This is a genomic window from Bacillus sp. TL12 (assembly GCF_022625245.1).
In the GTDB taxonomy this organism is placed as follows: domain Bacteria; phylum Bacillota; class Bacilli; order Bacillales; family Bacillaceae_G; genus Bacillus_A.
In genome coordinates, this window is record NZ_JAJJBY010000003.1 from 68985 (window position 1) to 95909 (window position 26925).

General features: G+C 34.8%; 22 protein-coding genes and 1 pseudogene. 8 read left to right on the plus strand and 15 right to left on the minus strand.

Annotated elements, in window-relative coordinates; all coding sequences use genetic code 11:
• Nucleotides 1–130 precede the first annotated feature (130 nt).
• On the minus strand, nt 131–1063 hold the full coding sequence (gene panE / locus LOK41_RS03965; protein WP_241815349.1) for a 2-dehydropantoate 2-reductase: 933 nt from the start codon (nt 1061–1063) through the stop codon (nt 131–133).
• A 233-nt stretch (nt 1064–1296) separates the two neighbouring features.
• Here panE and LOK41_RS03970 point away from each other — a divergent pair, with 233 nt between their 5' ends.
• Complete coding sequence (locus LOK41_RS03970; RefSeq protein WP_241815350.1) at nt 1297–1842, plus strand: GNAT family N-acetyltransferase; 546 nt, start codon at nt 1297–1299, stop codon at nt 1840–1842.
• Between the two features lie 352 nt (nt 1843–2194).
• Nucleotides 2195–2656 (plus strand): YfbM family protein, encoded by a 462-nt coding sequence (locus LOK41_RS03975; RefSeq protein ID WP_241815351.1) that lies wholly within the window; start codon nt 2195–2197, stop codon nt 2654–2656.
• Between the two features lie 61 nt (nt 2657–2717).
• Here LOK41_RS03975 and trhO read toward each other — a convergent pair whose 3' ends face one another.
• Entirely contained in the window at nt 2718–3692 is a 975-nt protein-coding gene (gene trhO / locus LOK41_RS03980; protein WP_241815352.1) for an oxygen-dependent tRNA uridine(34) hydroxylase TrhO, read from the minus strand.
• Nucleotides 3693–4216: 524 nt separating this feature from the next.
• Between trhO and LOK41_RS03985 the strand changes: the two genes are divergently transcribed.
• Complete coding sequence (locus LOK41_RS03985; RefSeq protein WP_241815353.1) at nt 4217–5515, plus strand: Nramp family divalent metal transporter; 1299 nt, start codon at nt 4217–4219, stop codon at nt 5513–5515.
• 277 nt (nt 5516–5792) lie between these two features.
• On the opposite strand, the gene LOK41_RS03990 is transcribed toward LOK41_RS03985, so the two are convergent.
• From LOK41_RS03990 to LOK41_RS04010, 5 genes and pseudogenes are all read right to left on the minus strand, one after another.
• Nucleotides 5793–7418 carry a peptide ABC transporter substrate-binding protein gene (locus tag LOK41_RS03990; RefSeq protein ID WP_241815354.1) on the minus strand — a complete coding sequence of 542 codons (1626 nt, stop codon included), beginning with the start codon at nt 7416–7418 and terminating at the stop codon, nt 5793–5795.
• 182 nt (nt 7419–7600) lie between these two features.
• Nucleotides 7601–8908: a bifunctional S-methyl-5'-thioadenosine deaminase/S-adenosylhomocysteine deaminase gene (locus tag LOK41_RS03995; RefSeq protein ID WP_241815355.1), complete on the minus strand. Its 1308-nt coding sequence runs from the start codon at nt 8906–8908 to the stop codon at nt 7601–7603.
• A gap of 106 nt (nt 8909–9014) precedes the next feature.
• Nucleotides 9015–9361, minus strand: a pseudogene (locus tag LOK41_RS04000) (YunG family protein).
• A gap of 27 nt (nt 9362–9388) precedes the next feature.
• On the minus strand, nt 9389–9835 hold the full coding sequence (locus tag LOK41_RS04005; RefSeq protein ID WP_241815356.1) for a GNAT family N-acetyltransferase: 447 nt from the start codon (nt 9833–9835) through the stop codon (nt 9389–9391).
• A gap of 110 nt (nt 9836–9945) precedes the next feature.
• Nucleotides 9946–10869 (minus strand): alpha/beta hydrolase, encoded by a 924-nt coding sequence (locus LOK41_RS04010; protein ID WP_241815357.1) that lies wholly within the window; start codon nt 10867–10869, stop codon nt 9946–9948.
• Between the two features lie 228 nt (nt 10870–11097).
• Here LOK41_RS04010 and LOK41_RS04015 point away from each other — a divergent pair, with 228 nt between their 5' ends.
• Nucleotides 11098–11859 (plus strand): DODA-type extradiol aromatic ring-opening family dioxygenase, encoded by a 762-nt coding sequence (locus tag LOK41_RS04015; protein ID WP_241815358.1) that lies wholly within the window; start codon nt 11098–11100, stop codon nt 11857–11859.
• Nucleotides 11860–11917: 58 nt separating this feature from the next.
• Here the strand turns inward: LOK41_RS04015 and LOK41_RS04020 are convergent, their stop codons facing one another.
• From LOK41_RS04020 to LOK41_RS04040, 5 genes are all read right to left on the minus strand, one after another.
• Nucleotides 11918–13132 (minus strand): multidrug efflux MFS transporter, encoded by a 1215-nt coding sequence (locus LOK41_RS04020; protein WP_241815359.1) that lies wholly within the window; start codon nt 13130–13132, stop codon nt 11918–11920.
• A 152-nt stretch (nt 13133–13284) separates the two neighbouring features.
• On the minus strand, nt 13285–15816 hold the full coding sequence (locus LOK41_RS04025) for a ThiF family adenylyltransferase (protein WP_241815360.1): 2532 nt from the start codon (nt 15814–15816) through the stop codon (nt 13285–13287).
• A 469-nt stretch (nt 15817–16285) separates the two neighbouring features.
• Entirely contained in the window at nt 16286–17155 is an 870-nt protein-coding gene (locus LOK41_RS04030; RefSeq protein ID WP_241815361.1) for a GNAT family N-acetyltransferase, read from the minus strand.
• A gap of 13 nt (nt 17156–17168) precedes the next feature.
• A complete protein-coding gene (locus LOK41_RS04035; RefSeq protein ID WP_241815362.1) occupies nt 17169–18515 on the minus strand; it encodes a HAMP domain-containing sensor histidine kinase in 1347 nt (448 codons plus the stop codon).
• Entirely contained in the window at nt 18515–19186 is a 672-nt protein-coding gene (locus LOK41_RS04040; RefSeq protein WP_241815363.1) for a response regulator transcription factor, read from the minus strand. Before LOK41_RS04040 ends, LOK41_RS04035 begins: the two co-directional genes overlap by 1 nt.
• 177 nt (nt 19187–19363) lie before the next feature.
• Between LOK41_RS04040 and LOK41_RS04045 the strand changes: the two genes are divergently transcribed.
• From LOK41_RS04045 to LOK41_RS04055, 3 genes are read left to right on the plus strand one after another with little or no spacing between them, the layout of a single operon-like run.
• On the plus strand, nt 19364–20296 hold the full coding sequence (locus LOK41_RS04045; protein ID WP_241815364.1) for an ABC transporter ATP-binding protein: 933 nt from the start codon (nt 19364–19366) through the stop codon (nt 20294–20296).
• Nucleotides 20271–20987 carry an ABC transporter permease gene (locus LOK41_RS04050; RefSeq protein ID WP_241815365.1) on the plus strand — a complete coding sequence of 239 codons (717 nt, stop codon included), beginning with the start codon at nt 20271–20273 and terminating at the stop codon, nt 20985–20987. The genes LOK41_RS04045 and LOK41_RS04050 overlap by 26 nt, the downstream gene beginning before the upstream one ends.
• The gene (locus tag LOK41_RS04055; protein ID WP_241815366.1) at nt 20987–21715 is read left to right on the plus strand and encodes an ABC transporter permease; all 729 of its coding nucleotides are present in this window, start codon (nt 20987–20989) and stop codon (nt 21713–21715) included. The genes LOK41_RS04050 and LOK41_RS04055 overlap by 1 nt, the downstream gene beginning before the upstream one ends.
• A gap of 58 nt (nt 21716–21773) precedes the next feature.
• Here LOK41_RS04055 and LOK41_RS04060 read toward each other — a convergent pair whose 3' ends face one another.
• Complete coding sequence (locus tag LOK41_RS04060) at nt 21774–22487, minus strand: DUF554 domain-containing protein (RefSeq protein ID WP_241815520.1); 714 nt, start codon at nt 22485–22487, stop codon at nt 21774–21776.
• 336 nt (nt 22488–22823) lie between these two features.
• Between LOK41_RS04060 and LOK41_RS04065 the strand changes: the two genes are divergently transcribed.
• Nucleotides 22824–23909 (plus strand): CapA family protein, encoded by a 1086-nt coding sequence (locus tag LOK41_RS04065; RefSeq protein ID WP_241815367.1) that lies wholly within the window; start codon nt 22824–22826, stop codon nt 23907–23909.
• 45 nt (nt 23910–23954) lie between these two features.
• Here LOK41_RS04065 and ilvA read toward each other — a convergent pair whose 3' ends face one another.
• Complete coding sequence (ilvA, locus tag LOK41_RS04070) at nt 23955–25217, minus strand: threonine ammonia-lyase IlvA (protein ID WP_241815368.1); 1263 nt, start codon at nt 25215–25217, stop codon at nt 23955–23957.
• 26 nt (nt 25218–25243) lie between these two features.
• Nucleotides 25244–26917 (minus strand): dihydroxy-acid dehydratase, encoded by a 1674-nt coding sequence (gene ilvD / locus LOK41_RS04075; RefSeq protein ID WP_241815369.1) that lies wholly within the window; start codon nt 26915–26917, stop codon nt 25244–25246.
• Nucleotides 26918–26925 lie beyond the last annotated feature (8 nt).

Below are 26925 nucleotides of genomic sequence, written 5' to 3' on the forward strand. Positions count from 1 at the left end.
CATCTAAGTACCTCAATGATATCCTGTTAATAAATCATGCTCTTTCTAATTTTTTACTCGCCAAATACAAAAAGGATAGAAAAAGTAATTATACTTTTTCTATCCTTCACTCATTTCGGTACTACAAAAACTATACCGGTTCTTTATTTAAAGTCATTTCTTCATATACTTTTAAGTTTTGATAAACCACTTTTAATAACGGTGCATCGATACAAAATTGTTTTGCTAATTTTAATAAACATCCTTGTAAATGTTCCCCTTCAATGAACGAACCTTTTTCCATATCACGCTGCATAGATGACTTCATATCATAAGAAATTTTATCAATTGTCTTCATATGTTCCTCAACAATATTTTCCTGAATCGGAGCTCCAAATCTCCTCATGATCTGTGCTGCTTCTTCAAATAAACTTCGAATAAAATCGCGGCCACCACCACTTTCGCGTATCGGACCTATCGGTGCATGCATTAACGTCGTCACACCTGACATTACTGAAATAAATAAATATTTATGCCACATATCTCGTAAAATATGTTCACTTAGAACAAAACTCGCTTTCGTTCCCGTTAATACTTTAGCAATTTTTTTTGCTCTTGCTGAATCAGGGTGTTTTATTTCTCCAAATACAAGTCTATCAGCAGCACTAGTTTGTACAACTTCTCCTTCATCGTTTAAAGTTGTCTCTATAAAACATAAACCACCCATTACTTTTTCCTCACCAAACTCCTGTTGCAAATGTGATAAATGAGCAATACCGTTTAATAATGGGATTATCATTGTATTATCGCCTACAAACGGCTTCAAATCTATTATTGCCTCTTTTAAGTGATATGCTTTTGTTGAGAGTAGAATCACATTAAATGGAGAAACGACATCTTCTTTCGTTACTAATTTCGGTTGAAATGAAAAATCCCCATTAGCACTCCGAATAACGAGGCCTTTTTCTTCTAATTGTTGTTTTCGTTTACTACGAACGAGAAAAGTAACATCTTCCCCTTTCTCTACTAAACGGCCACCAAAATATCCTCCGACGCCTCCAGCTCCTAATACTAAAATACGCATATAAAATTCCTCTTTTCCAAACATGAAAATTTTACTTCTTTGTAGCATAACTATATTATACATCTGACCTATCGAACAAACAGAAAATTCGACTTTTTAACAAAATTTCATTTTAAGGACTATATAATATTATTCATTATTTTATTTACGAATAGATTAGTAACATTTCAATTTTCAAATTTATGAATTATACACTTAGTAAAGATTTGTATAATTAGAAAGGATGAGAAAAAATGCAATATCCAATGTTCTTATCTAAGAGATTAACAATACGCCCATTTGAATTAAATGATGCTGCTAAAGTTCAAGAATTAGCAGGAGATAAGGAGGTGGTGAAAACTACTACAATTATTCCTCACCCTTATCCAGATGGCTGGGCAGAAGAGTGGATTCCCTCTACCCATACAGCTATGGATAAGGGAGACAGTTTTCACTTTGCAATGGTTAATGAACAAAATATACTCATCGGTTGCATATACCTTTTTATCAATAAAAAACATAATAAAGGAGAATTAGGATACTGGATAGGTAAATCATATTGGGGTAAAGGATACTGCACTGAAGCTGGTCAGGTCATCGTTACATATGCATTTGAAGAATTACAGCTCAATCGTATTTTTGCTGATGCTTTCACTAAAAATCCCGCCTCTTCTAAAGTCATGCAAAAATTGGGGTTGAAACATGAAGGTTCATTTAAACAAAGTTGTTTGTACTGGGGAGTGTATGAAGATACTGTTGTTTACGGTTTAACAAGATCTGATTATAACAAGAGTAAGTAGCTGCTCTTCTTTTTAGCAAATATCAGTAATATGAAAACTTCACTGCTACCATAAAAATCAAAATTTCAAGAAGAAACAACGCAGAAGCCTCCTTTTAACAATTACGTTTTAGCATCTAAATGAACGATTATAAAAAGAGTAGGCCACAAATTTTTATGGCCTACTCTTTTATTTAAACATTTCCCTTGTTTTAATTTACTAGAAGCAAGCTATATTCCCTCATATCTTATAAATTAGTTGAAATACCCTTTCCTCTCCTTGGTTTCAAAGTACTTATTCTATCCATCCCTCAATCAATACCTACATAAAAAATGATATACTAAATTCAAAACCTTTAGAGGAGCTGGCTATTATGGGGATGATTGGACAGTATATATTAGTTACAGATGAGGAATTAAGTAAACTCCAAAACAAGGAGTTAGATATTTATTTTAAAGAACCTGATTTAGATATCGATAAGTCCTGGCAACTACTTCATTTTATTTTATGTGGTGAAGTTGGCGGCGGCGAACCACCACTTGGACATGTTGTACCTCTTAATGATTCCATCATCGATAACGATACTCTCGGTACATTTTACCTTATAGCTAGTGAAGTCGAAGAAGCTTATTTGGCAATAAAAGATTTAAGAAAACCTGATTTCAAAGAAATGTATAACTTCCACGATTTGATGGATGAACAACTTTATCCACTTGTTGAAGATGATGACTCTGATGAGATATTTGAATATACCTATAGTTGCTTTTTAGGAATTAAGGATTTATATAAGCAAGCTGTTTTAAACAAGCAATGTGTAATTTTTTTCATTATCTAAATAAAAATGAAAAACGGATCCTCTCTTTTACGAGAAGATCCGTTTTTATTAAAGTAAACTATTATCCTAATTTCACTTGATTTTCTTCTTCAATTTTTGCTAACGCAATAGCCACTTGCTCTTCTGTTAACTCATGTTCTTTCACATAACGGTTACGTGGGTGCACACGGCATTCGTGTGAACAGGCACGTAAATATTTCGCCTCATTTTCTTCAGAACATAAAATTTGTTTGTTACATTCTGGATTTGCACAATTTACATATCGTTCACATGGTTCTTTTGTAAAGTGGTCTTTCCCAACTATTACATGTTCCTTTTGGTTCACAGGTACACCAATACGCTCATCGAATACATAACATTGTCCATCCCATAGTTCACCTTGCACTTCAGGGTCTTTTCCGTACGTTACAATCCCGCCGTGAAGCTGACTTACATCTTCAAAACCTTCTCTGACTAACCAGCCTGAAAACTTCTCGCAGCGAATACCACCTGTGCAATATGTTAAGATTTTTTTACCTTCAAGAACTTCTTTATTTTCTCTAATCCAATCTGGTAATTCACGGAAAGAGTGAATATCAGGTTTAACTGCACCTTTAAAATGTCCTAAATCGAATTCATAGTCATTTCGTGCATCAATGATAACTGTGTTTTCTTGTTGCATCGCCTCATAAAACTCTTTTGGCTCTAAATATTTCCCTGTCATTTCTTTCGGGTTAATATCATCTTCTAAGCGAAGTGTAACAAGCTCTGAACGAGGACGTACGTGCATTTTTTTGAACGCATGCCCATCTGCTTCATCTACTTTAAATACGATACCGTCAAAACGTGGATCATTCTTCATTGCTTCCATGTACTTCTCTGTTTGTTCAACAGTACCTGAAGCAGTTCCATTAATCCCTTCTTCTGCTACAAGAATTCTTCCTTTTAACTCAAGTGAATTACAAAATTCTAAATGCTGTGCAGCAAATTCTTCAGGATTCTCAATCGTAGTGTACATGTAATATAGTAACACTCTGTATGGTTTTGTATTTAACATTTATTTTTACCACCTATCTCATTCAATATTTTAAAATCATGTATAAGTTAACGATCATATCGGAACATATAAGAATGAGAAAAGATTTGTTCAAATCTCTTCCCCTATTTACAATGTTTTCCCAGAAGTTAACACAAATGAAAAACGAGATTACACAACAATCCAATACGGTTGTAATGTAATCCCAATATATTATATAACATACAAATTGGTTTACAGCAATTAATATGCTGCGAGCTCTATTTTACAATTAAAAAATACGTTTTCCCATTCCATATTATAGGTAAATTCTCTTTATTCTCCCACAATCCTAGAAGTTATAACTGTATGTTAGCTGTTTTATTTATTTTAGTTACATAGTTATTTCGAGCACACCTTTTATTGCAATCAGACATATAATTTGCATCGAAGAAACAATTGTGCCCAAATAAAAATATCAACTAGCATATCTAAATGTATTGAAATAAGTAATAAGAATAAATACAATAATTGCAGCAAGCTAAGAAACAAAAGGGGAAACTACTATGAATAAAGCTACAACAAAAGAAGAACAATCACCTCTTCAAAGTACTACAGTCCAATCCGCTCACCTCGCTTTAAGTGGTGAAACGAAAGGAATCAAAAGATTATTACCTTTTCTCGGCCCAGCATTCATCGCATCCGTTGCTTATATTGATCCCGGAAATTTCGCTACAAATATCGCAGCAGGATCGCAATATGGCTATTTATTACTTTGGGTCATTCTCACTTCTAACTTAATGGCGGTATTAATTCAATCTCTTTCAGCGAAACTCGGGATTGCTACCGGAAAAAACCTTCCTGAAGTCGCTCGTGAGCACTTTCCAAAACCTGTTTCAATTGGTTTATGGATACAAGGCGAACTTGTTATCATGGCCACTGATTTAGCTGAGTTTATCGGGGCTGCTTTAGGTCTATATTTACTATTCGGTATCCCAATGTTGCCGGCTGCTCTCATTACTGCTGTTGGTTCATTCATTATACTTGAATTTCAACGTAGAGGCTTCCGTCCATTAGAAGCTGTTATTACAGGAATGGTCTTTATTGTTGTTGTTGTTTTTGGTGTACAAGTATTTTATGCGAAACCAGAATTAAGCCCTCTACTTTCAGGATTATTTATCCCTAATTTCCAAGGGGTAGATAGTATCCTACTCGCTGCTGGGATATTAGGTGCGACAGTTATGCCACATGCAATTTATTTACATTCCGCTTTAACGCAGCGTCGTGTAGTAGGCACAACTGATGAGCAGCGCAAAAAGATTTTCCGTTTTGAGTTTATTGACATTATTATCGCAATGGTGATTGCTGGAGCAATTAATGCAAGTATGCTAATTGTAGCAGCTGCCTTATTCTTCAAAAACGGATTACACGCTGAAGACTTAGATGTTGCTTTTCATGAGTTTAGCAACTTAGTTGGCCCTGTCTCAGCTAGCCTTTTCGGAATCGGATTGTTAGCTGCTGGTTTATCCAGTTCTTCTGTCGGAACAATGTCCGGTGATATTATTATGCAAGGATTTATCCGTATGCATATTCCTTTATATTTAAGAAGATTTATTACTATGATCCCGCCTCTTGTTATTATTGCTTTAGGAGTAAATCCAACTCACGCTCTTGTTATGAGTCAAGTTGTATTATCATTTGGTATCGCATTTGCATTAGTACCTCTTATTATGTTTACAAGTAGCAAAAAGATTATGGGTGTGCTAGTGAATCATCGCATTACAAACGTAATTGCTTGGCTAATTGCTGGGCTCGTTATTGCCTTAAATATTTTCTTACTGTATCAGACATTTACTGGTCAATGAACAAGAAGATCTCATCCAAATGTAGATGAGATCTTCTTGTTTCAAATGTACGTTAATTAATTGAACAATATCTCTATCGTCATCTACGATTAATATAGATTGTTGATTCATAGTTCATCCTCTTTAATGTTTATTTGAAATATATTCCACCGCTTTATATTAACATGGCTATAGGATTAGAACTTTGAAATACACAATTTATTCTCCATAACTTGTATTATCTCTAAACTAATAGCAAAAAAGCTAAGACACATACGCCTTAGCTTTTTTATCTCATCTATCTCTCGCTTAAATAAGCATGTTTATACGTATACACCCCACCAAATTGATGCTTCTGAATATCTTTTACATATTCTTTCTGTATATATGCTGAACCTGTATGATAAAGCGGCACAATTGCAGCATCTTCTAATACTATTTGCTCCGCCTCTTGTAAGGCCTTCCATCTTTTCTTTTGGTCTAATACAATATCATATTTTGCTTTCTTTATAAGGTCATCATAATAAAAATTGGAATACTCCATCTTATTATTCGGATTATCTGTCGTAAACAATTCTAAATAACTTATTGGGTCTTTATAATCTGGCCCCCATACTACCATAGATATATCATATTGCCCAGTTTGTTCAAGCTGTAATTTTTGCTTAAATGGTTGCGGTTTAATCTGTACCGTTAAACCTTGTAAATGCTTTTCTAAATCTCCTTTTATATACTCTGCTATACGCTGCGCGTTATCTTGTTCAAATGTCAAGAACTCAACTGTAACACTTTCCGTGCCAAGTTCTTTTTTAGCGTCTTCCCAAAGTTTTTTTGCTTTTTGCAAATCATATCTAGCAATATTCCCATTCTCCTTTCTAAAATCCGTTCCAGTTGCTTCATTTTTATATCCTTTTGGAATCAGACCTCGCGCAGGAGTTGCACCATTATTTATAAAATGCTTTACAAGTTCCTCTTTATTCAGTGCTAAAGAAATAGATTGACGAACTTTTTTATTTGCTAGTGAAGCATTTCTTTCGTTAAATCGCAGCATAGCTATAGCTGACTCACTTGATATATGTAGTTCCTTGTTGTTTTTGTATCGTTCTACAAATGTAGAATTAATAGGCACACGGTCAAGAGTACCAGACTCGTATAAATTTACAGCTGTCATTGTATCTTTTACAATATGGAAGTTTATTTCATCTAGCTTCACCTTCTCTCTATCCCAATATGTATCATTTTTCTTTAATTGAAATTCCTGTTCATGCTTCCATTTTTCAAGCACAAACGCTCCATTATATATAAGATTATCTGGTTCTAATGCATAACGATTTCCTTGTTCTTTCACAAATGATTCATGCTGTGGTAAATAAATAGGCAATGCTAATAATTGTAATAAATACGGAACAGGCTTCTCTAATTGTACTTCTAGCGTATAATTGTCTAAAGCCTTTACTCCTAGCCGATCAGTAGGCAATGTACCTGTATTTATTTCTTTTGCGTTTTTTATATAAAATAGCATGTATGCATATTGAGATGCTGTTTCAGGATTCAATGTCCGTTGCCAAGAAAAAATAAAATCATGCGCTGTTACTGATTCCCCATTTGACCATTTTGCATCTTTACGCAAGTGAAATGTATATCTTCTCCCATCTTCACTTTTCTCACATGACTTCGCCACACCAGGTACGGGGTTATCTTGATTATCCATCACATACAATCCTTCAAATATATTTTGCATCACATGTGAGGATGTACCATCCATCGCTTTCGCTGTATCAAGAGAAGGGATTTCTTCTGATATTGTTACATTTAACACTTGTTTTTGAGCCTCTTTATTAACTTTATTCGCTGTACTACAAGCCGATAAAATCAAGGATGTGACAAGTGTAATTACTAGTAAACGGCTGTTTTTCTGCTTCATGAATTTTTCTCCTTAAATTCAAATAATATTATAAAACGCTATACATTATAGCAGAAAGACCAGTATAAAGTCGTGATATTCTATTGAATATTTATTCGTTTTACATAAAATTCACAAAAAAACACTCTCCTCTTGTATTTCATTCAAAAGGAGAGCGTTCTTTATCAATCTCTCTATTTCAATTACATCTTCAGTCCTCGTTTATAGCGACTTGCTTCAAAAATAATTCGTTCTTCATCTAAAGTTTTACATTCACCATTCCATACAATATGCTTTCCGTTAATAACAACATCTGATATATCTTTTCCACTCGCTGCATACACAAGATGCGATAATACTTCTTCTGCTGGTTGTAAGTGAGGCTTGTTGGATGGATCAATTGTAATAAAGTCCGCACACTTTCCTACTTCAATGGAACCTGTTTGTTTCATACCGATTACTTCTGCAGCTCCTTTTGTTGCAAGTGAAAGAGCTGTTTCAACTGGTAATGCCGTTGCATCTTTATGAATTCCCTTTTGTAATAAGGTTGCAACGCGAAGTTCTTCAAACATATCTAAATTATTATTAGACGCGACGCTATCTGTTGCAATACCAACTTTAATCCCAGCTTCTAACATCGATTTCACATCTGCTATACCAGACCCTAATTTTAAATTACTGTTTGGATTATGAGCAACGCGAACATCTTGTTCAGCTAAGAAAGCGCGCTCATTTTCATTTAACACAACACCGTGAGCAATAACTGTTGGTCTCTTAAATAAACCACAACTTGCTGCATACTCTACTGGACGTTTTCCATATTGCGCTTCAATATCACGTACTTCACGCTCTGTTTCTGAAAGATGAATATGAACCATTGTCTGATTTTCTACCGCGATTCTCGCACACTCTTCTAACATTTCTGTAGAACATGTATATGGGCTATGAGGAGCAACCATCGTTGTTAGCATACTATCTTCACTGTAATATCGTTTTACATATTTCTCTGCATCTTGAATGGCCTTCTTTTCATCCTCTTTCGTTCCAAAGCTGAATAAAGTTCTTGAAACTGCCGCACGCATTCCGCTCTTACGAACTGTTTCCATAATCGCATCCTGGTCCACACCAATTGGATTAAACATATCAGAAAAAGTTGTTGTTCCGCTTTTCACCATTTCTAACAAACCAAGTTCTGTACTTGCAACTGCAAGCTCTGGAGTAAATTGACTTTCAAGTGGCCAAATTCTTGTTTCAAGCCAAGGCTGCAGTAACATATCATCACCAATGCCACGTAAAAGAGTCATCACAACATGTGTATGCGTATTTACAAGACCTGGCAATAACCACTTTCCTTTTAAATCGATTACTTCATCCACTTGATATTGGTTAGAAAATTCTCTGTTTTGTACTTCTATAATTTTACCATCTTCTACGATGATATATCCATTTTCAAACACTTCATTCTGTTCATTTAACGTTGCAATCGCAGCGCTTACATAAGCTGTTTTCAAAAGTATTTCCCCTCTCGACTCTATGAAGTATATTCCCTTTTATAAGTTACCACCATTATAGTAATTTATTAAGAGGTTACAAGTCAAAAGATAATTCATTTTATTTTTACAAATAACATTGGAGGGATGCTACTCTTTGTTTTAACACTTTATATTGTTTTTCATTCGTATCTGCAAAAGCTTCTTCTCTATTAGAACATCCATGTATGTTATCTTTTCCGAAAATTGTGAGGCTGTAAAATCATATCGTTTATCGTCAATCATATTATAAAAATGCCATGCCTCTCCAATGCGCGTCTTTCTTATTTCTCCTCCAAGCAAATCATGTACAACAAGCGATGTTACACCACATTGTCCTTTTACTGGATTTTCTCTTGTCCACTTTGAGCTTGTTTCTATTGACCAAGCATTCATTAAACTCTCTTGTATCTCTGCAATTTTCACATTTCTCATTTCAGCATCCCCTATGTAATATCGATTCTATACATCATATCTCAAAAGTGGCAAAAGTCGATCTTTAAAAACGGTTGAAGGCGCCTCACCTATTAATTTCGCCCCCATTTTCATATAATATCCTTTTGCGTTCGGATCACTATCAATCGTAAAACACTTCATTCCTAATTCAACTGCTTTTGCCACAACACATTGCCATAAAAACTTCCCATAACCTTTTCCTTTATAATTTGGATGTAGGTATAAAAAATCAAGGGCATCCACTTCTTTGCGAAAAAACGAGAAAATACCAATGTTCACTCCCGCATTTTCTAAAACATATACATAGTTATTGACAATATACTCTTCTGTAATTGTTAAATCTTCTTTGCATGCTTGTATGAATTCTTCACTGTAATCCCAAGTTGCCTTTGAACTTAATGCGAGTTCACTTAGTTCATTTGCTTCGCTTAATAATGCTTCTCTTACTATCATCTCTTCCTCTCCCTTTATTGTTCTAAAAAATCTACTTCGACACCACACTCATAATTTTCCTTCACTTTCTTAAACGAAAAGCCTCACTTCTAAAAAAGTGAGGCTTACTATTATGAGCTATGATGATTTAACCAAGAAATCAAATCCTGGAATACTTCATCCCTATTCACTTCATGAAACATCTCATGTCTACCATTTTCGTATAGACGAAGTGTTACATCTTTTACACCACATTTTTTATACATATCGTATACTTCTTTTACACCTTTCCCCATGTCTCCAACTGGATCTCGATCTCCGGAAAAAATATGTATTGGAAGGTTTTTCGGCGTTTTTTTATATTCTTCTGGTCTATTCACTTCAATCACACCGCTAAATAATTCACGATAAAAACTCGTTGAGCAAATAAAACCGCATAATGGATCTTCTATGTATCTATCAACTTGATTTGTATCTGAAGAAAGCCAATCAAACTTTGTCCGATTCGGTTTAAAGTTTGAATTGAAGTTTCCAAATGACAAAAAGTTCAACATTGGACTTTTCGTTTTTGCACCGCGAAGCTTCATTTCAATTGTTGCCACTTTATGGCCTACTACACCTAAAAATCCAGGATTTCCACCCGTCCCAGAAATAAGGAATCCATCATATAGTTCACCACGAAGTTGCACAGCACGTCTTGATAAGAAAGACCCCATACTATGCCCTAATAAAAAGAGCGGGCAAGTATGTTCATTACGAATCATTTCCGATACAAATACTATGTCAGTAACAGCTTGGTTCCAGCCAACATTGGGTTCGAAATGACCGTAATCCTCTTCTTGTTTTGCTGTTTTCCCATGCCCCCGATGATCATGAGCATACACACCATACCCAGCTTTCAATAAGGCATCAATGCATTCTGTATATACCCCAGCATGTTCCGTCATACCATGTGCAATCTGTACAATTCCACGAGGTTCACTTTCCGGCAGCCACTTGCGCAAGTAAATTTCTGATCCATCTAATACCGTAACAAAGTTTTCCTGTATGTTCATTTTAATGGCCCCCAATCTATATAATCTATTCGGAACAATAACAATCTATATCCCCAAAAAATGAATCACCATTCATTCTTCTTACTATGTATTATATGCAATTGTTCCCGTTATGACAAACACTGTATTTTTTAAACGAATCCTCAAATTATTATCTTGACGAACAATGAATATAATTATATAGTTACTTACATAAAGTAATTATTATATTTTTAGGAGGTAGCAATTATGATTCCATCATTATTTTTAGCACACGGCTCACCCATGCTTGCTATTCAAGATACAGAATATACACGTTTTTTAAAAAGACTTGGAGAAACATATAAACCAAAAGCAATTGTTATTTTCACAGCACACTGGGAAAGTGAAGTATTAACTATTTCATCTTCAAATGAAGAATATGAAACAATTTATGATTTTGGCGGATTCCCTCCTGAATTATATGAAATACAATACAAAGCAAAAGGTTCTTCAGCCGTTGCAAAGGTGTTAGAAACAAAATTTAAAGATAAAGGGATTCCAGTTCAAAAAAATACAACTCGAGGATTAGATCATGGTTCATGGACTCTATTACATCGTATGTATCCAAAAGCTGATATACCTGTCGTTCAAATTTCAGTAAATCCATTCCTTCCCGTAAAAGAGCAATATGAAATTGGACAAGCAATTCAAGGACTTGGTCAAGAGGATATTTTAGTAATCGGTAGCGGTGTTACTGTCCATAATTTACGAGCGCTCAAATGGAATCAAACAACGCCTGAACGATGGGCTGTCGAATTCGATGACTGGATTATAAATCATATGCAACATAACGATAAAAATTCACTGTTCAACTGGGAAACTGCTGCTCCTCATTCACATTTAGCCGTTCCAAGAGCGGAACACTTTGTTCCCCTTTTCATCTCTATGGGAAGCGGTAATGCTGAAGGAAAAGTCATTCACCGCAGCTATGAACTTGGCACATTAAGTTATCTTTGCTTTCAGTTTTAATTGATATCAAATAAAGGGATGAAGACTTAATACTTCATCCCTTTATATTTTCACCTTATTAACTAACTTCCAAATGCTCTTTTTCTGACACTTCTATACTTTTACTATTGAAATATACCCAAATGCAAGCTAAGAATAAAAGCGATGATGTAGAGAAGAATACATAGTGAAATCCGGCGTGTGCTGCAATCTGTCCCCCGAGTACTGGCCCAATCATATTTCCTAAAAACTGAAAGGATTGATTATATCCAAAAATACGTCCAGTCACATGTTGTGGTGTATGTTGTTTTAGTAGAGTCTGTACAGAAGGTAACAACCCAGCTTGTGCGATTCCTAGTAGAAAGCGGAGTATTAATAATTGCCAAGCAGCTGTCACAAATGCTTGTGGGATAAAAAGCATTCCTGCAACGAACAATGCTGCAACTAACGTTTTTTGCGGGCCAATATGATCCGATAATCTTCCAAGTTTAGGAGCTGCTAAAATGACGGCTAAACCTGTCGCAGATATCACCGCTCCCGCAATCATTTCAATATGATCCGTATGAGCACCCGCCAAATGTTTTACATACAACGTAACAATAGGTTGTATGGACATATTTGCAAGTTGAATCATAAAAGTTGCTACAAATAAACTCATAATAAAATGTTTGGCTGGAACCATCGTCCACACTTTTTTCGGCTGCTCTTTTTTCGCTTGAACAGAATGATTCGATTCATGTAAGAAGAAAAAGACAATTAAAAATGAAAGAAACAAAAAAGCACCCGTTACTAAAAACACATGACGCATTCCGATTAGTTCAGACAAGTACCCACCAAGCATCGGCCCAAGCAATGAACCACTTACACCACCAGTTGATATCGTAGAGATTGCCCAACCAGAATGCTCTTTCGGCGTTTCTGCTGCAATGAATGTCATTGCAGTCGAAAGGAATCCCGACACCGCTCCCATCAAAAAACGAAGTGCAACTAATTGATACACATTTGTAACAAAGCCCATGAGTGTCATAATAATTGCCATCCCAAGACTCGCACGAATGAGCATCAATTTCCGGCCATGTATATCACCAAGTTTCCCCCATATTGGCGATACAATCGCGCCCATTAAAAAAGTTACACCGAATGCAATTCCCGACCACTGTGCAATCTCGGATGTACCTATCACGCCTAGATCCTCAATATAAAAGGATAAAAATGGTATCACTAAACTCATACCCGCTGCCGTAGTAAAACAACCGAGCCAACAAATCATTAAATTTCTTTTCCAGCTCGCCATTTTCACACCTTCTTTCTTAGATACCCATTCTACACCCTTCCTCTGAAAAAGTTTAGTAATACGATTTATAAATCAAACGCTCTTCAATTTAAGAGAATTTAAAAAAATAAAAAATACTAATAAAGGTATACCTTTATTAGTATTTTTTATTTTTAACTAGAATGTATTACATCTTCTAGTATAAACAATTCAAGTGTATTCAAAATTTGTACCAATTTATGAATGGCTTGTTTCATAAATTCACCATAAGTTATTCCATTTGACATATAACCTAAAAACTCTTCTGTACGATACACCCCATTTAATAAAGCCTCTTGCATTTGAATGTCTTTCGGAACCCTTGCTTCCTCTTGTTCGCAGCATAAACCAATTGCAAGCAAATAGGCAATTGGAGGTAAAACGTGATCTCCAAATTCAAAAATAAATGAAGTTTTCAAAAGTGGATTTAAATAGGAGTATGTTTCATTTTCAAATTGTATACCTTCAAAAAACGGATGCTGATCATACTCTTCTCGAATTCTCAAAAATTCAGTTGTGGAAATCTCTCCGTGCTTCTGCACATATTGTATCAAATTCGTTTCAAATAAATGGACCCCATATGTTGATAAAACAACTTGGTGTATTCTTTTTACATACTGCCTTGCAATTTCTTGCTTTAATTCTAAACTTATATCCTTATTTCTTAAAATGGCTTGAATACAAGTAATTTCAAAGTAATATGCCATAATTTCATTTAGTAATTGAGTGCTATCGTCAAAGAATGTATGTCCATAGCTTTGGTTAAAATACGTATGTCCTAACTCATGACATAGTATAAATAAACTATCTACATCTTCATGATAATTAAACAAAATTCTACTTTCTTTTATATTGGGAAAGTAGTATGTTTTATTCACTTCAATTTCATTGTACACTTGTATAAAATCATATTGAAACATTCTTTCAATATGATTAATCCAGCGCTCTTGTCCGATTTGTTCTAAACTGCTGAGTATTATTTCTTTTGCTTCATCAATAGAAATGACACTTCTTTCTTCTTCATTATAAGCTAAAAAATCCGCATGAATTTCTCCTGTTGAATTTGGAAATATGAGTGATAAGCTCTTCGTAATAAGAGCATGGAAACTCTCCTGTAAATTCTCCTCGAATGTATGTAATGTCTCTTGCCTCAACCCAAATACCTCCAAATAATATTCAGGTGTTTCCATAGATAAATAAGCTTGCTTACTCTTTGCAAAAAACTGAAGAATTTCATTTCCTTTGCTTCGCAATAACTCATAAACTCTTCTCTGCAATTCTTTCTTTTCCTCATAATTCTTATAGTCACGCATCAACCCGAAAGCTTCAGAGATAGCATACGTCTCACCTTGATAGACAATTTTAAGCTCTCGAATGATTTGTAAGTACCGTTCATACTCTGCTGCATTTCCTTCCTGTTCTTCTATATTATGTAGAAGTCTAACAAAATCATGATACCTATCCTCAAGCTCCAAAGTAGATAATTGATCCATATGAAGTAAAATATCGAAAGCTTGATACATAGATAAAATATCAATTTCAATTACTTTCGGAAGTATAGATCCTTCAGCATAAGTTATGTTTGAAATTTCATCTATCTTACGCTTCATTTTCTCTCGTTGTAGAGGCATAATTGTTTGCAGCGATTGAATAAACGAATTGCGGGGAATGAACTCGTCATTGGCTGAGGTACGGAAATTTATAAAATCAAAGCTATAGGCGCTTTTCATTGCATGCTCATCATTGGCTATATCAGCAAATATAATTCGACTAATAATAAGCGAAACAGCTAAACCTTGAATAATGGTTCCTCTATTTTCTCGAATTACATATGCTGTATCGTAATTTTGAAAGCTTTCCTCTAGTATTGAAGTAGCATCGTTACGATTACTTATATGCAATACTTTTACGAAATCATTATGGTATCCCATTAGAAAATACTTCATTTTCTCTTCATCACAATAATTCATGATATCTTTATGTAGCTGTAACGAAGATTCATCAAAGCATCCAAAAATATAATTTACCTCACTTAATTGTAATTGTAATAAATCGTTAAGTGTCTCTATTTTCTTATCAAATACTTGAATTTTCACATACGGATCTATTTTTTCTATTCTCTCTTGAATAACATGTACTTTTTTCTTTTTAATATCTTTTGTTTGAAAAATAGTTTGTGCTCTAATGTTTTTAGGATGAACCGTATCAAAATCGATTACAATAATCTCTCCAACTCCAAGTTTTGATAACGTCATACACAACGTTGCCCCAATCGTACCAGCTCCGATAACAATAGCCTTTACTTTCTTCATTTTATAAACAATTGAATCTGCATGTTTCGTACGATCATGGGTACTGAAATAGTTAAAATTTCTTAGATTAAATAACTGTTCTTCTTTATCTCCATCACAACGCTTTTCATATAGAAGTTGATTCTCATTTATAAACTGAATAATATTTTGTAATTCTTCATCATCTATTCCGTTCCTGTTTTTCCATGCATGTATTTGTTCACGAACATCTCCTGCAGGATTTTCTAAAACTTTCAATAATGACCATAGCTTTTCAAATTCGCTTACTTCAATAATTCGCTCATCGCCATCATAATACACAACCTCATTTTTGTTAGGATATCCTCTAAAATTTAAACTTGTTTTCAACCTCATATTCTTCTCTCCATTTCATTGAAAAAGAAGGTGTTTACACACCTTCTTTTTTTAAGACTAGCATAATAATAAACAAATACATTGGTTATCTCGTTGCGTAGCTTTTTTAATTTTCACAGTTAGTTTCATTTGAAGACCCCCTTCTTTATATATTGGTAATACAAGGATATATTAACAATAATTCCCTTAAACCCTCAAGTTGTTTTGATGTATTCGGAATTTTCAGATGTTGAGAAAACGTTTTCTCATATCTATTATTTCTCCTAATCTACTATTTATTTCCCAGTCACAAACCGTTGAAGCAAGAATATTTTATATTTTATCAAGTGAAATATTTCATTTCAAAATTATAATATTTCCAAAATATTTTACTAACAATATACTTATTTACACTTAGAGGGAAAAGTACAATAAAATATAAATAAGATTTTAATCAGTCAATTTTCTCTACTGATTAAACCTTATAAAATTACGTTATTATAATCGGTATTAATTGAGCATGGCAGCATTCCTCATAAAATTCAAGTGGACCCGCCTGACCAATAATTGCATATTCATAACCAATTTGCTTCATATTAGACAAGCACCGATGTAACAGCTCTTTCCCCACACCTTTTATACGATGGTTTTTAGCTGTTCCCATTGGTCCAAACAGTCCTTTTTTTCCTCTTACAATATCATAACAAGCAAAACCGATGATTTTCTCACCCTCTACTGCGATAAAAATTGGTATTTCTTTATAATTTTGAAATCCCTTATTTACCGCTTCAATCCACCTTTCACCAAATTCACACATAACAAATTGAAGCAGCTCTTTCAAATCAGATTGAACAGCTTGCCTAACATTACAAATACAATTGTTCATACTTGTAGATGTTTCATAGCTGCTCAAATTTACAATCATATCTCTTGGTACTGATACGATTTGTAAAATACTTTGTTTCACATCTTCACTTATTACCTTTTGAATCTCCCTATCTCGCTGAAGAATCACACTTAAAATATGGCCTTCATTTACAAATACTTGATTAAATCGTGCCATCTTTTGTTTAGCTAACTGTAATACTTCCAGTGTTTTATAAGACACTTTATACCCTTGTACTTCTACATATCTTTTATCTTGGATTTTCATCTGTTGCAATTGTATAAATTTCGCCATAAAATCTATTCCCATATAACGGAATAAGCACATATACAATTCACTACAAACTCCTGTCCCTTCTTTACACGTCCCTATCAATAAATCTAGTGGTTGAATAATATGCTCATGGCATTCAGCTTCTTTGCTTGCAATTTGAAAAATCCTATTTACTCGTTTTGTAAATTTAAATTCTTCCATATGTATTCTTCCTTTATAGTAATTTTTTAAATGTAAACCTAGCTCCCGTATCATCAGAATCAATATCCCATTCAATCCCCATCTCTTTCGCCATAACAGCAATAATGGATAATCCAATCCCTGCACCTTTATTTGGCGAATGAACATGTTGAAAACCTGGCCCATGATCAACAACTGTAATTGTTTTCTCCTCATGATTTATATATATTCCTATAAACTTTCCATCATCTGCATGCCTAACTACATTTTGAATTACATTATCTATAATTCTTTGAAACCAATTTTCATCGATACTCCAAAATAATTGCTTTTCTGGGATTACAATATCAACCTCAAAACCTTTCTCATCTAATATGTCATACCATGATGCAACAAGCTTTCTCATTAAACGTGTCATATCCGTTCGTTCTGGGTGATATGGATATTTTTTTGCCGATATTAAAGAATAAGATAATAAATTCTCAATTAATTCTGCCACATAATTAATTTTTTCATCTATTAGCAGCATTGTTTGATACCCTTTTACCGAAACAACTTCCTCTTTCAATGAATCTATTTGTGCACGCATTGTCGTTAATGGTGTCCGTAAATCATGAGAAAGATCTGCAATTAATTTTCTACGAAATTGCTCCTCTTCCTCCTCATTCAATCGACTTTGCTGTAAAGCCTCTACCATACGATTAAAAGACTCCTCTAGTAAACCGATCTCGTCCTGCTTTGATATAGAAACTTTTGACGGAAGTGTCTGGTCTTGCGGAAGTTCCATTGCTTTTTGTAGATTTAATAATCTTTTTCTAATTTTAAGAAAAAAGATTATAGAGATAATGATAAACATCGTAAAACATCCAATAATAACTACTTCAAAAATAATTTCATATTTTTCACGTATTTGAACAATTGGTGCCTTCACATATTTCCTCGGAATTTGAAATACCATAAATGCCCCTTGCGTCTCTTTTCCAATGTAAGATACAACTGTAAATGGATCGCCTTCAAAACTCCTTTTCATAAATGCAACTGCATCACTTGCACTCCACTCCTGTGGAATATTTTGTTTTTCAGAAATTTGAAGGTTCGTTTTCCCTTTATTATCTACCCAAAACATTGATCCTTCTGGATATTTTTCTTGAAATTCTTGAAAAGTTCGCTCAATTCCTTTGGGATTATTTCCATCTAAACCTGTCGCTTGGGTTCTCCATTCCTCTTCTATTTGCACACTTGAATACGCAACTTTAAAATCCTCTATCCACTCAATAGATTTAATGAAGAGAAACGAACTAAGCGGAACAATGAGAGGTAACAATATAATTGCTATAAATATGATAAATAAATACTTTCGCAATAATGATGTACTTTTCATCATACTTTACACCGATAACCTATTCCACGTATGGTTTCTATTATTTGAGGACTACTTGGATTTCTCTCTATTTTTTCGCGTAAATGCCGGATATGAACCATCAATGATTTATCCCCTTCTATGTAGGATTCATTCCACACCGCCTCAAAAATTTGTTCTTTCGTTAATGTACGATTCATGTTTTTCATTAAATAAAAAAAGATTTGATGCTGCTTTCCTGATAAAACAATTTCTTCATCCGTGTCTGTATCAACAATACGGTATTCTTTCATAGATACTTTTAGATGCTTCACATGCTGCACTTCTGCTCCATCTTTGTTGTACCGTCTTAATAAAACTTCAATACGTGCCATCAACTCTTTTGGGTGGAATGGCTTTGTTATATAATCATCAGCAAATGTTAATCCATATATTTTATCTTCTAATGTTGTTCTTGCCGTTAGCATAATAATAGGAGTATCTGGATATTCCCTTTTAAAACGTTGACCAAGTGTAAAACCATCCAGCCCTGGTAACATTACGTCTAAAACAATGACATCTGCGATTTCACATACTTCATTCGTACCCTCCTCTGAAGTAAACCATGTCACTTCATACCCTTGTTTCTGCAATTCTCGTTTGACCCATTCTCCAATCTCGTGATCATCCTCAACATATAAAATGTGTGTCATTCTTTCACCTTCATATATAAATTTAGCCTTTCTCTTCCATCATAAGGAATGAAACACGATTTGAAAACTAGTACACTCCAAAATTAGGGAATACTGTATAAATTTAAACAAATCTTAAACTCCTCTAACATTATCATTAACCTTTATTTCCTATACTTGATTTGAGGTGATAGGAACATGAATTATATTTTAAAAACGACAGGGTTAACAAAAAAATATCGAAATGATTATGTAGTACATAACGTAGATTTAAAAATTCCAAAAGGAGAGATTTATGGATTTCTCGGGCCTAACGGAGCTGGTAAAACAACTAGCATTCGCATGTTATTAGGACTTATTAAACCAACGCAAGGAAATGTCGTGATATTTCAACAAGATTTGGCGAAAGAACGCTTATCTATATTATCTAAAGTTGGAGCTCTCGTTGAAAATCCATCTTATTATGCTCACCTAAATGCCATTGAGAATTTAGATGTTTATCGTATTTTAAGGAATGTGCCGAAAGAAAAGATTGAAGAAGTATTACAAATTGTCGGTTTACAACATGCTGCCACACAAAAGGTAAAAGAGTATTCATTCGGGATGAAACAACGGTTAGGAATTGCCATTGCCTTACTTGGCGATCCGCAGCTATTAATTTTAGACGAGCCGACAAATGGACTTGATCCAGAAGGGATTCACGAAATTCGTATACTAATTAAGCAACTGGCGAAAGAAAGAGGGATTACCATCCTTATCTCTAGTCACTTATTAAGTGAAATTGATCAAATGGCAACTTATGTTGGAATTATCGCAAAAGGAAAGCTTATTTTTCAAGATAAAATAGAAATATTGCGTCAGCATGCTCAGCATTCTATTACACTTATGACAGACAAACCAGATGTAGCTTGGAAGCTCATTCTCGCTAAAGGAATTCCTTCTATACAAGAAGAGAGGAATATTATTCTATCAAATGTATCAAATAAAACTGTTGGAGAGATTGTCAAAACACTTGTGACACATAACATTGCTGTATTTAGAATTGAAGAAAATAAAAAGTCACTCGAAGAGATATTCTTACAGCTCATAAAGGAGGAAGAGACACATGTACAAACGCCTCTTTCAATCTGAGCTTTTAAAAATAAAAAGGAAGTGGATTTGGTTTTTAATCTTCTTAGGACCAATAGGTGTTATTTCCCTTCAAGCATGTAACTTTTTTCTCCGCTATGATTGGTTAACAGAGAAATATGCGAAAGACTTATGGAGCGGACTCATTTCTGAAGCTCAGCCGCTTGCTTTAGTAACCCTGATATTAGGTACTACTATTATTACTTCTTTAATCGCTCACATGGAGCATCATTCTAGTTCATGGAAACATCTCTTATCCTTACCTATTCATAAACGACATATTTTTCTAGTAAAATTCATATTGGTATTTTTCTTGCTTACTGTATCTTGTTCTTTATTATTAGTTGGCATAGTTGGATTAGGTTTAACATTACAATTCGATGATTCCATTCCATGGCTTTCTATATTTAAATTGAGTTTCTATCCTTACTGGGCGGCACTACCAATTGTAGCTCTACAACTATGGATTGCTATCACATTTCAAAACCAAAGTATCGCATTTACAATCGGACTTTTAGGAACTATTTTCACAATGTTTTCAGTAGCTCTTCCCAATTGGTTCATATGGAGATGGCCAAGCCTACGTATTGACTGGGGATCTCCACTTCTATGTGTAGCAATAGGCCTAATTGTTGGTATATGTATGTTATGTATTGAAACAGCAGATTTTACTAGAAGGGATGTGCATAAATAATGCTTTGGCTTAAAACTATGCAAGCCGAATTTTATAAAATGAGAAAAACTAAAATATGGACATTACTATTTTTAAGCCCTATTTTGGCAGGAGGCATAGCTTATGCGAATGCCTTAAACTATCCTGATTACCAATATTGGGAGCTAATTTATAATATTATGATACTGGTGCATGGTACATTGCTTCTCCCATTATTAACAGGTATTTTCACTGCATATATTTGCCGATATGAACATGCAAACGGTGGATGGAAACAACTTTTAGTACAACCGACAGCACGGTATCACACCTATATCATAAAATTTTTCTTTGTTCTCTTATTTGTGGGTACAATGCAACTTCTCTTCATCATAAGCTATGTTAGTGTTGGACAACTTTTGCACTTGTCTGGTTCTTTCCCACTCATTCCCACACTTAAAAGTACTACAGGAGGCTTTATCGCTACTCTACCCATAATTGCTTTACAATTATGGATATCAACCATCTGGTCTAGTTTTGCTGCACCGATTGCTTTAAATGCTATAGCTTCCATACCAGCTCTAATGATTGCAAATTCCGAAAGATTCGGTCCTTTTTATCCATGGGCTCAACCATTTTTAGCTATGCTTCCTAAAGAGGACTCACAGCTATTTTATATTTCTTTTGAAACACTCGTATTTGTCGTAATTAGTAGCTTTGTTATTTTGTTTATAGGCGGCTTCGTTCATTTTATGAAAAAAGCATATTAACCTTTTACATACCAATAGCCCAAAACTATTTAAAACAGTTTCGGGCTATTCAACGTAACTACACATACAAATGATATCCATACATAATAGAAACAATTATTCCGACTACCAATATCCCCGGCAATAAATTAGCCACTTTAATTTTAATAAACCCAAGTAAATTGAGTCCAATTGCAAAAATCATAATCCCACCAGTCGCGGTCATTTCTACGATAAACTGATTCATTAGCTTCTCTGGTACAAAACTATTAATTTGTGTCGCGAAAATCGCAATACCTCCCTCATATAAAATGACTGGTATTGCTGAAAATAGTACACCTATTCCAAGCGTTGTCGTTAATATAATTGAAATAAATCCATCAATAATTGCTTTTGTAAATAGTACATCATGATTCCCTCGGATACCGCTATCTAAAGCTCCAAGTATCCCCATCGCTCCGATAGCAAAGATAAGTGTGGCGGTCACAAATCCGAGAGATATACTCCCTTCCCCTTTTGAGCCAACCTTTCTTTCTAACCAATCTCCTAAACTCTTTAACTTCTCTTCTAACTCCAGCCATTCTCCAACCACTGCACCAATAACAAGACTTATAATGACAACAAGAAAGTTTTCACTTTTCAATCCCATTTGAAGACCCAGTACAGTAACAGCTAAACCAATTGTATGCATCACTGTCCCTTTCATACTTTCTGGAATATTGCTTAATAGTTTACCTAATATAGTACCAATTATGATACAAATTCCGTTTACGACTGCTCCTAATATAACCATTATGCTTTCTCCATCCTCTTCAACCATTATTTTCACATCTAACATACAACAAAATACAAGAAATTTTAACAGAATTTTCGAAACTTTTTAAGTGAAATTTACTTATGTATTGTATTCTTTCATCGTTTCATGTTACCGTAATATTGCATACACTATGAGATGAGCTCTCAATACATACCTATAATCTAACAGAATCATCTTTCATCCTACATATCATGTCTAGCATACATAAACGATTAAGCACTTACTCATTTTCTTACATAATTATATGAAACTCTTATCAGTGGATTTTCTAAAAGTCAGTCATTATATAAAATGAAAAAAGGAAAGATAACTATGACAACTTTATTTAAACGATTTATTATAATAGTAATTCTTATTACACCGATTGTTTTATTGATAAATAACTCCTTTACATCAAAAGCAAAAGATGCAACTGGAGAAGAAAAGAAAACCGAAAAAAAGAAAAAAGAAGATCCTGAAATTACACTTACATTTTCTGGAGACACAATGTTCGATTGGCAATTGCGCCCGGTTATTCAAAAAAACGGTGCTGATTATCCGTTCCAACATGTAAAAGATGAAATAACAAAAGCTGATATTTCCTTTGTAAACTTGGAATCTGCATTTACAACACGCGAGAAAAAGGCCCCTGGTCAGCTATTCTGGATTAAAAGCGATCCTTCCACCTTACAAGCTATTAAAAACACAGGCTATGACATTGTGAATATTGGTAATAACCATACGCTTGATTATGGACAGGATGGTTTAATGGATACAATCTCTCACGTAGAAAAACTAAAGCTTCCTTATATTGGAGCTGGAAAAAATGCAGATGACGCATACACAGCTAGAGAAATTACAGTAAAGGGAAAAAAATTCAAATTCCTTTCCTTTGTTCGCTTTATGCCTGACTTTACTTGGGTAGCCGGTAAAGATAAGCCTGGTGTTGCAAATGGATATGATATCAATCTCGTAACAAAAACGATCCAAGAACAAAAGAAAGACGCCGATTATCTAATTGTATACATGCATTGGGGCGTTGAAAAATCAAATCGACCTATAGATTATCAAAAACAATATGTTCCGAAAATGGTTGAGGCTGGTGCCGATGCAATTGTTGGAAGTCACCCACATTGGTTACAAGGATTTGAGTACTACAACAAAGTCCCAGTCGCTTATTCGTTAGGCAACTTCTTGTTCCCTAACTATGTAAAAGGGAAAAGTGCTGAAACTGGTGTATTAACCCTTACCTTTAAAGGAAAAGACGTACAAATGTCATTTAATCCTTATATCATTCGTAATGATCAAGTTTCACCAGTCACTCCTGAAGAAAAGAAAAAAGCATTACAATATTTACAAGCTGTTTCAACAGATGTAGAAATTGATGAAAATGGAACGATTAAAAACAAACGTAGTTAGAAAATAGGAAGCTTTTGCATAAAAAGCTTCCTTTCTCTTTGTATATTAAATTAACAGATCAAATAAAATAGGGTTTTTATTTAACTCCATAAACTGAATATTGTTTTCATGAAAACGGGTAATTAACGGCTCATAATCCTCCTTATGTTTTAACTCCACTCCAACAAGTGCAGGTCCATTTTCTTTATTGTGCTTTTTAATATACTCGAAACGAGTAATGTCATCCTCTGGTCCTAAACCTTTGTCTAGAAATTCTCGTAATGCTCCAGAGCGTTGTGGAAATTCAATAATAAAGTAATGTTTTAATCCCTCATAAATGAGAGAGCGCTCCTTCATTTCTTGCATTCTATCAATATCATTGTTTCCACCACTTAATATACAAACAACGGTTTTTCCTTTCAATTCATCCTTATAAAAATCGAGTGCGGCAATGGAAAGAGCACCAGCTGGTTCAGCAACGATTGCATTTTTCTTGTACAATTCTAAAATCGTTGTACAAATCTTTCCTTCAGGAACTAATACAATATCATCCAGTACTTCTTTACAAATCTCAAAAGTCAAATTCCCTACTTTTTTAACTGCCGCACCGTCAACAAAACTATCAATCTTCTCTAGGGCCACATTTTCATTTTGCAAAAAAGCTTCTTTCATCGATGCTGCTCCTTTTGGCTCCACACCAATTACTTTTGTATCGGGGCTCACACCTTTTACATATGTACCAATACCTGATGCTAAACCACCGCCACCAATTGCTGTGAAGACGTAATCAACAGGTTTCTCCATGTCATGTAGTATTTCAACAGCGACTGTCCCTTGCCCAGCAATTACATCCAGATCATCAAATGGATGTACAAACGTCATATGATTCTCTTCACAATAACACTGCGCTTCTTGGAAAGAGCTATCAAAAGTATCCCCAACCAAAATAATTTCTGCATAAGCACCACCGAAAAATTGTACTTGAGATACTTTCTGCTTAGGTGTTGTTGTCGGCATAAAAATTTTAGACTGAATCTTCAATAAATTACATGTATATGCAACCCCTTGTGCATGGTTACCAGCACTCGCACATACAACACCATTTTGTAATTGCTTCTTCGATAAACTTTGAATAAGGTTGTAAGCACCTCGAATTTTAAACGAACGAATAACTTGCAAGTCTTCTCGTTTCACATATACGTCACATTCATATTTCTCAGATAAAACTGAATCTCGCTGCAGCGCTGTTTTATTGACAATATCCTTCATATGATTGTGAGCTACGAGGATATCTTCAATTTTCACTCTCTCCCTTACATTTTGCACCATCTCGTACCACCCTTTATCATATGGATTTAATTAAAATTTTGCATTTTCAATACCGCACCTGTATTTGCTGATGTTACCATTTGTGCATAGCGCCCAAGCCAGCCTGTTTTTACTTTTAACTCTGGCTTTTTCCATTCTTTCCTACGCTTTTCTAGCTCTTCATCACTAACTTTCACCTCAAGCAAGCGTTCTTCTACATCAATACATACAATATCACCTTGCTCAAGAAGTGCAATTTCTCCTCCAGCAGCAGCTTCTGGTGAAATATGACCTACAGAAATACCACGTGATGCGCCGGAAAAGCGACCATCTGTTAATAGTGCAACATCTGCACCTAATCCCATACCTGCAATTGCTGAAGTTGGCGCTAACATTTCCGGCATACCAGGTCCACCTCTTGGTCCTTCATAACGAATAACAACAACATCTCCTTTTTTCACTTTTCCAAGCATAATCCCAGCAAGAGCCTCGTCTTGAGATCCGAAAATAACACATGGTCCTTCAAATCGTTTTACCTCTGTTGCACCACTTTTAATGACAGCCCCATCTTTTGCGAGGTTTCCTTTTAATATACGCAGGCCACCTTCTTTACTATGAGGATTTTCGAGAGAGTGAATCACTTCTTTATCCTGAATTTCTGCATGAGCGATGTTTTCTCGTAATGTTTGACCTGTAGCCGTAATACGATCGAGATGAAGTACACCCTCTTTTCTACTTAATTCTTTTAAAATAGCACTAATGCCACCCGCGCGATCAATATCTTCCATATGCCAATTCGAAGCTGGACTCACTTTACATAAATGTGGAACGCGTCTTGAAACTGCATCAATTCGGCTCATATCATAATCGAGTCCCGCTTCTTGTGCAATTGCTAACGTATGTAATACTGTATTTGTTGATCCCCCCATCGCCATATCTAATGCAAACGCATCATCAATTGCTTCCTCTGTTACGATATCGCGTGGTTTAATATCACGTTCAATTAATACTTTTAATTTTTCAGCTGCTTGTTTGATTAGTTCCTCACGCCTTGGGTCTATCGCTAAAATACTCCCATTACCAGGAAGTGCCAGCCCTAACACTTCACATAAACAGTTCATTGAGTTTGCAGTAAACATACCTGAACAGGAACCACAAGATGGACAGCCATGATCTTCGATATCTTTTAACTCTTCTTCTGAAATTCTTCCAGATTGATAGGCTCCCACTCCTTCAAAAACAGAGCTTAAGTCTACTACCTCTCCTTTTGATGTTTTTCCAGCAGCCATCGGCCCACCTGAAACAAACACAGTTGGAATATTAACGCGCAGTGCTGCCATCATCATACCTGGTGTAATTTTGTCACAGTTTGGAATACAAATCATCCCATCAAACCAATGTGCATTTACTACTGTTTCAACAGAATCAGCAATAATCTCACGGCTTGGAAGCGAATAACGCATACCAATATGCCCCATCGCAATCCCATCATCTACTCCGATTGTATTGAACTCAAACGGAACCATCCCTGCCGCACGTACCGCTTCTTTCACCAGACGACCAAATTCATTTAAATGTTTATGTCCCGGAATAATTTCAATAAAAGAATTACAAATCGCTACAAATGGCTTATCGAAATCTTCATCTTTTAAACCTGTGGCTTTTAATAAGCTTCGATGCGGCGCCTTATCGAAACCCTTTTTAATCATATCGCTTCTCATTTTCCCAG

What these genes read in the sequence shown, in the direction of transcription:
- LOK41_RS04010 (WP_241815357.1), bottom strand. Translation starts at nt 10,869, where the DNA reads ATGAACATACAGGAAAACTTTGTTACGGTATTAGATGGATCAGAAATT.
- LOK41_RS03970 (WP_241815350.1), top strand. Translation starts at nt 1,297, where the DNA reads ATGCAATATCCAATGTTCTTATCTAAGAGATTAACAATACGCCCATTT.
- LOK41_RS04065 (WP_241815367.1), top strand. Translation starts at nt 22,824, where the DNA reads ATGACAACTTTATTTAAACGATTTATTATAATAGTAATTCTTATTACA.
- LOK41_RS03990 (WP_241815354.1), bottom strand. Translation starts at nt 7,418, where the DNA reads ATGAAGCAGAAAAACAGCCGTTTACTAGTAATTACACTTGTCACATCC.
- LOK41_RS04060 (WP_241815520.1), bottom strand. Translation starts at nt 22,487, where the DNA reads ATGGTTATATTAGGAGCAGTCGTAAACGGAATTTGTATCATAATTGGT.
- LOK41_RS04045 (WP_241815364.1), top strand. Translation starts at nt 19,364, where the DNA reads ATGAATTATATTTTAAAAACGACAGGGTTAACAAAAAAATATCGAAAT.
- ilvD (WP_241815369.1), bottom strand. Translation starts at nt 26,917, where the DNA reads ATGAGAAGCGATATGATTAAAAAGGGTTTCGATAAGGCGCCGCATCGA.
- LOK41_RS04030 (WP_241815361.1), bottom strand. Translation starts at nt 17,155, where the DNA reads ATGGAAGAATTTAAATTTACAAAACGAGTAAATAGGATTTTTCAAATT.
- LOK41_RS03985 (WP_241815353.1), top strand. Translation starts at nt 4,217, where the DNA reads ATGAATAAAGCTACAACAAAAGAAGAACAATCACCTCTTCAAAGTACT.
- panE (WP_241815349.1), bottom strand. Translation starts at nt 1,063, where the DNA reads ATGCGTATTTTAGTATTAGGAGCTGGAGGCGTCGGAGGATATTTTGGT.
- LOK41_RS04050 (WP_241815365.1), top strand. Translation starts at nt 20,271, where the DNA reads ATGTACAAACGCCTCTTTCAATCTGAGCTTTTAAAAATAAAAAGGAAG.
- LOK41_RS04020 (WP_241815359.1), bottom strand. Translation starts at nt 13,132, where the DNA reads ATGGCGAGCTGGAAAAGAAATTTAATGATTTGTTGGCTCGGTTGTTTT.
- LOK41_RS04005 (WP_241815356.1), bottom strand. Translation starts at nt 9,835, where the DNA reads ATGATAGTAAGAGAAGCATTATTAAGCGAAGCAAATGAACTAAGTGAA.
- LOK41_RS04055 (WP_241815366.1), top strand. Translation starts at nt 20,987, where the DNA reads ATGCTTTGGCTTAAAACTATGCAAGCCGAATTTTATAAAATGAGAAAA.
- LOK41_RS03975 (WP_241815351.1), top strand. Translation starts at nt 2,195, where the DNA reads ATGGGGATGATTGGACAGTATATATTAGTTACAGATGAGGAATTAAGT.
- LOK41_RS04015 (WP_241815358.1), top strand. Translation starts at nt 11,098, where the DNA reads ATGATTCCATCATTATTTTTAGCACACGGCTCACCCATGCTTGCTATT.
- LOK41_RS04040 (WP_241815363.1), bottom strand. Translation starts at nt 19,186, where the DNA reads ATGACACACATTTTATATGTTGAGGATGATCACGAGATTGGAGAATGG.
- ilvA (WP_241815368.1), bottom strand. Translation starts at nt 25,217, where the DNA reads ATGGTGCAAAATGTAAGGGAGAGAGTGAAAATTGAAGATATCCTCGTA.
- LOK41_RS04025 (WP_241815360.1), bottom strand. Translation starts at nt 15,816, where the DNA reads ATGAGGTTGAAAACAAGTTTAAATTTTAGAGGATATCCTAACAAAAAT.
- LOK41_RS04035 (WP_241815362.1), bottom strand. Translation starts at nt 18,515, where the DNA reads ATGAAAAGTACATCATTATTGCGAAAGTATTTATTTATCATATTTATA.
- trhO (WP_241815352.1), bottom strand. Translation starts at nt 3,692, where the DNA reads ATGTTAAATACAAAACCATACAGAGTGTTACTATATTACATGTACACT.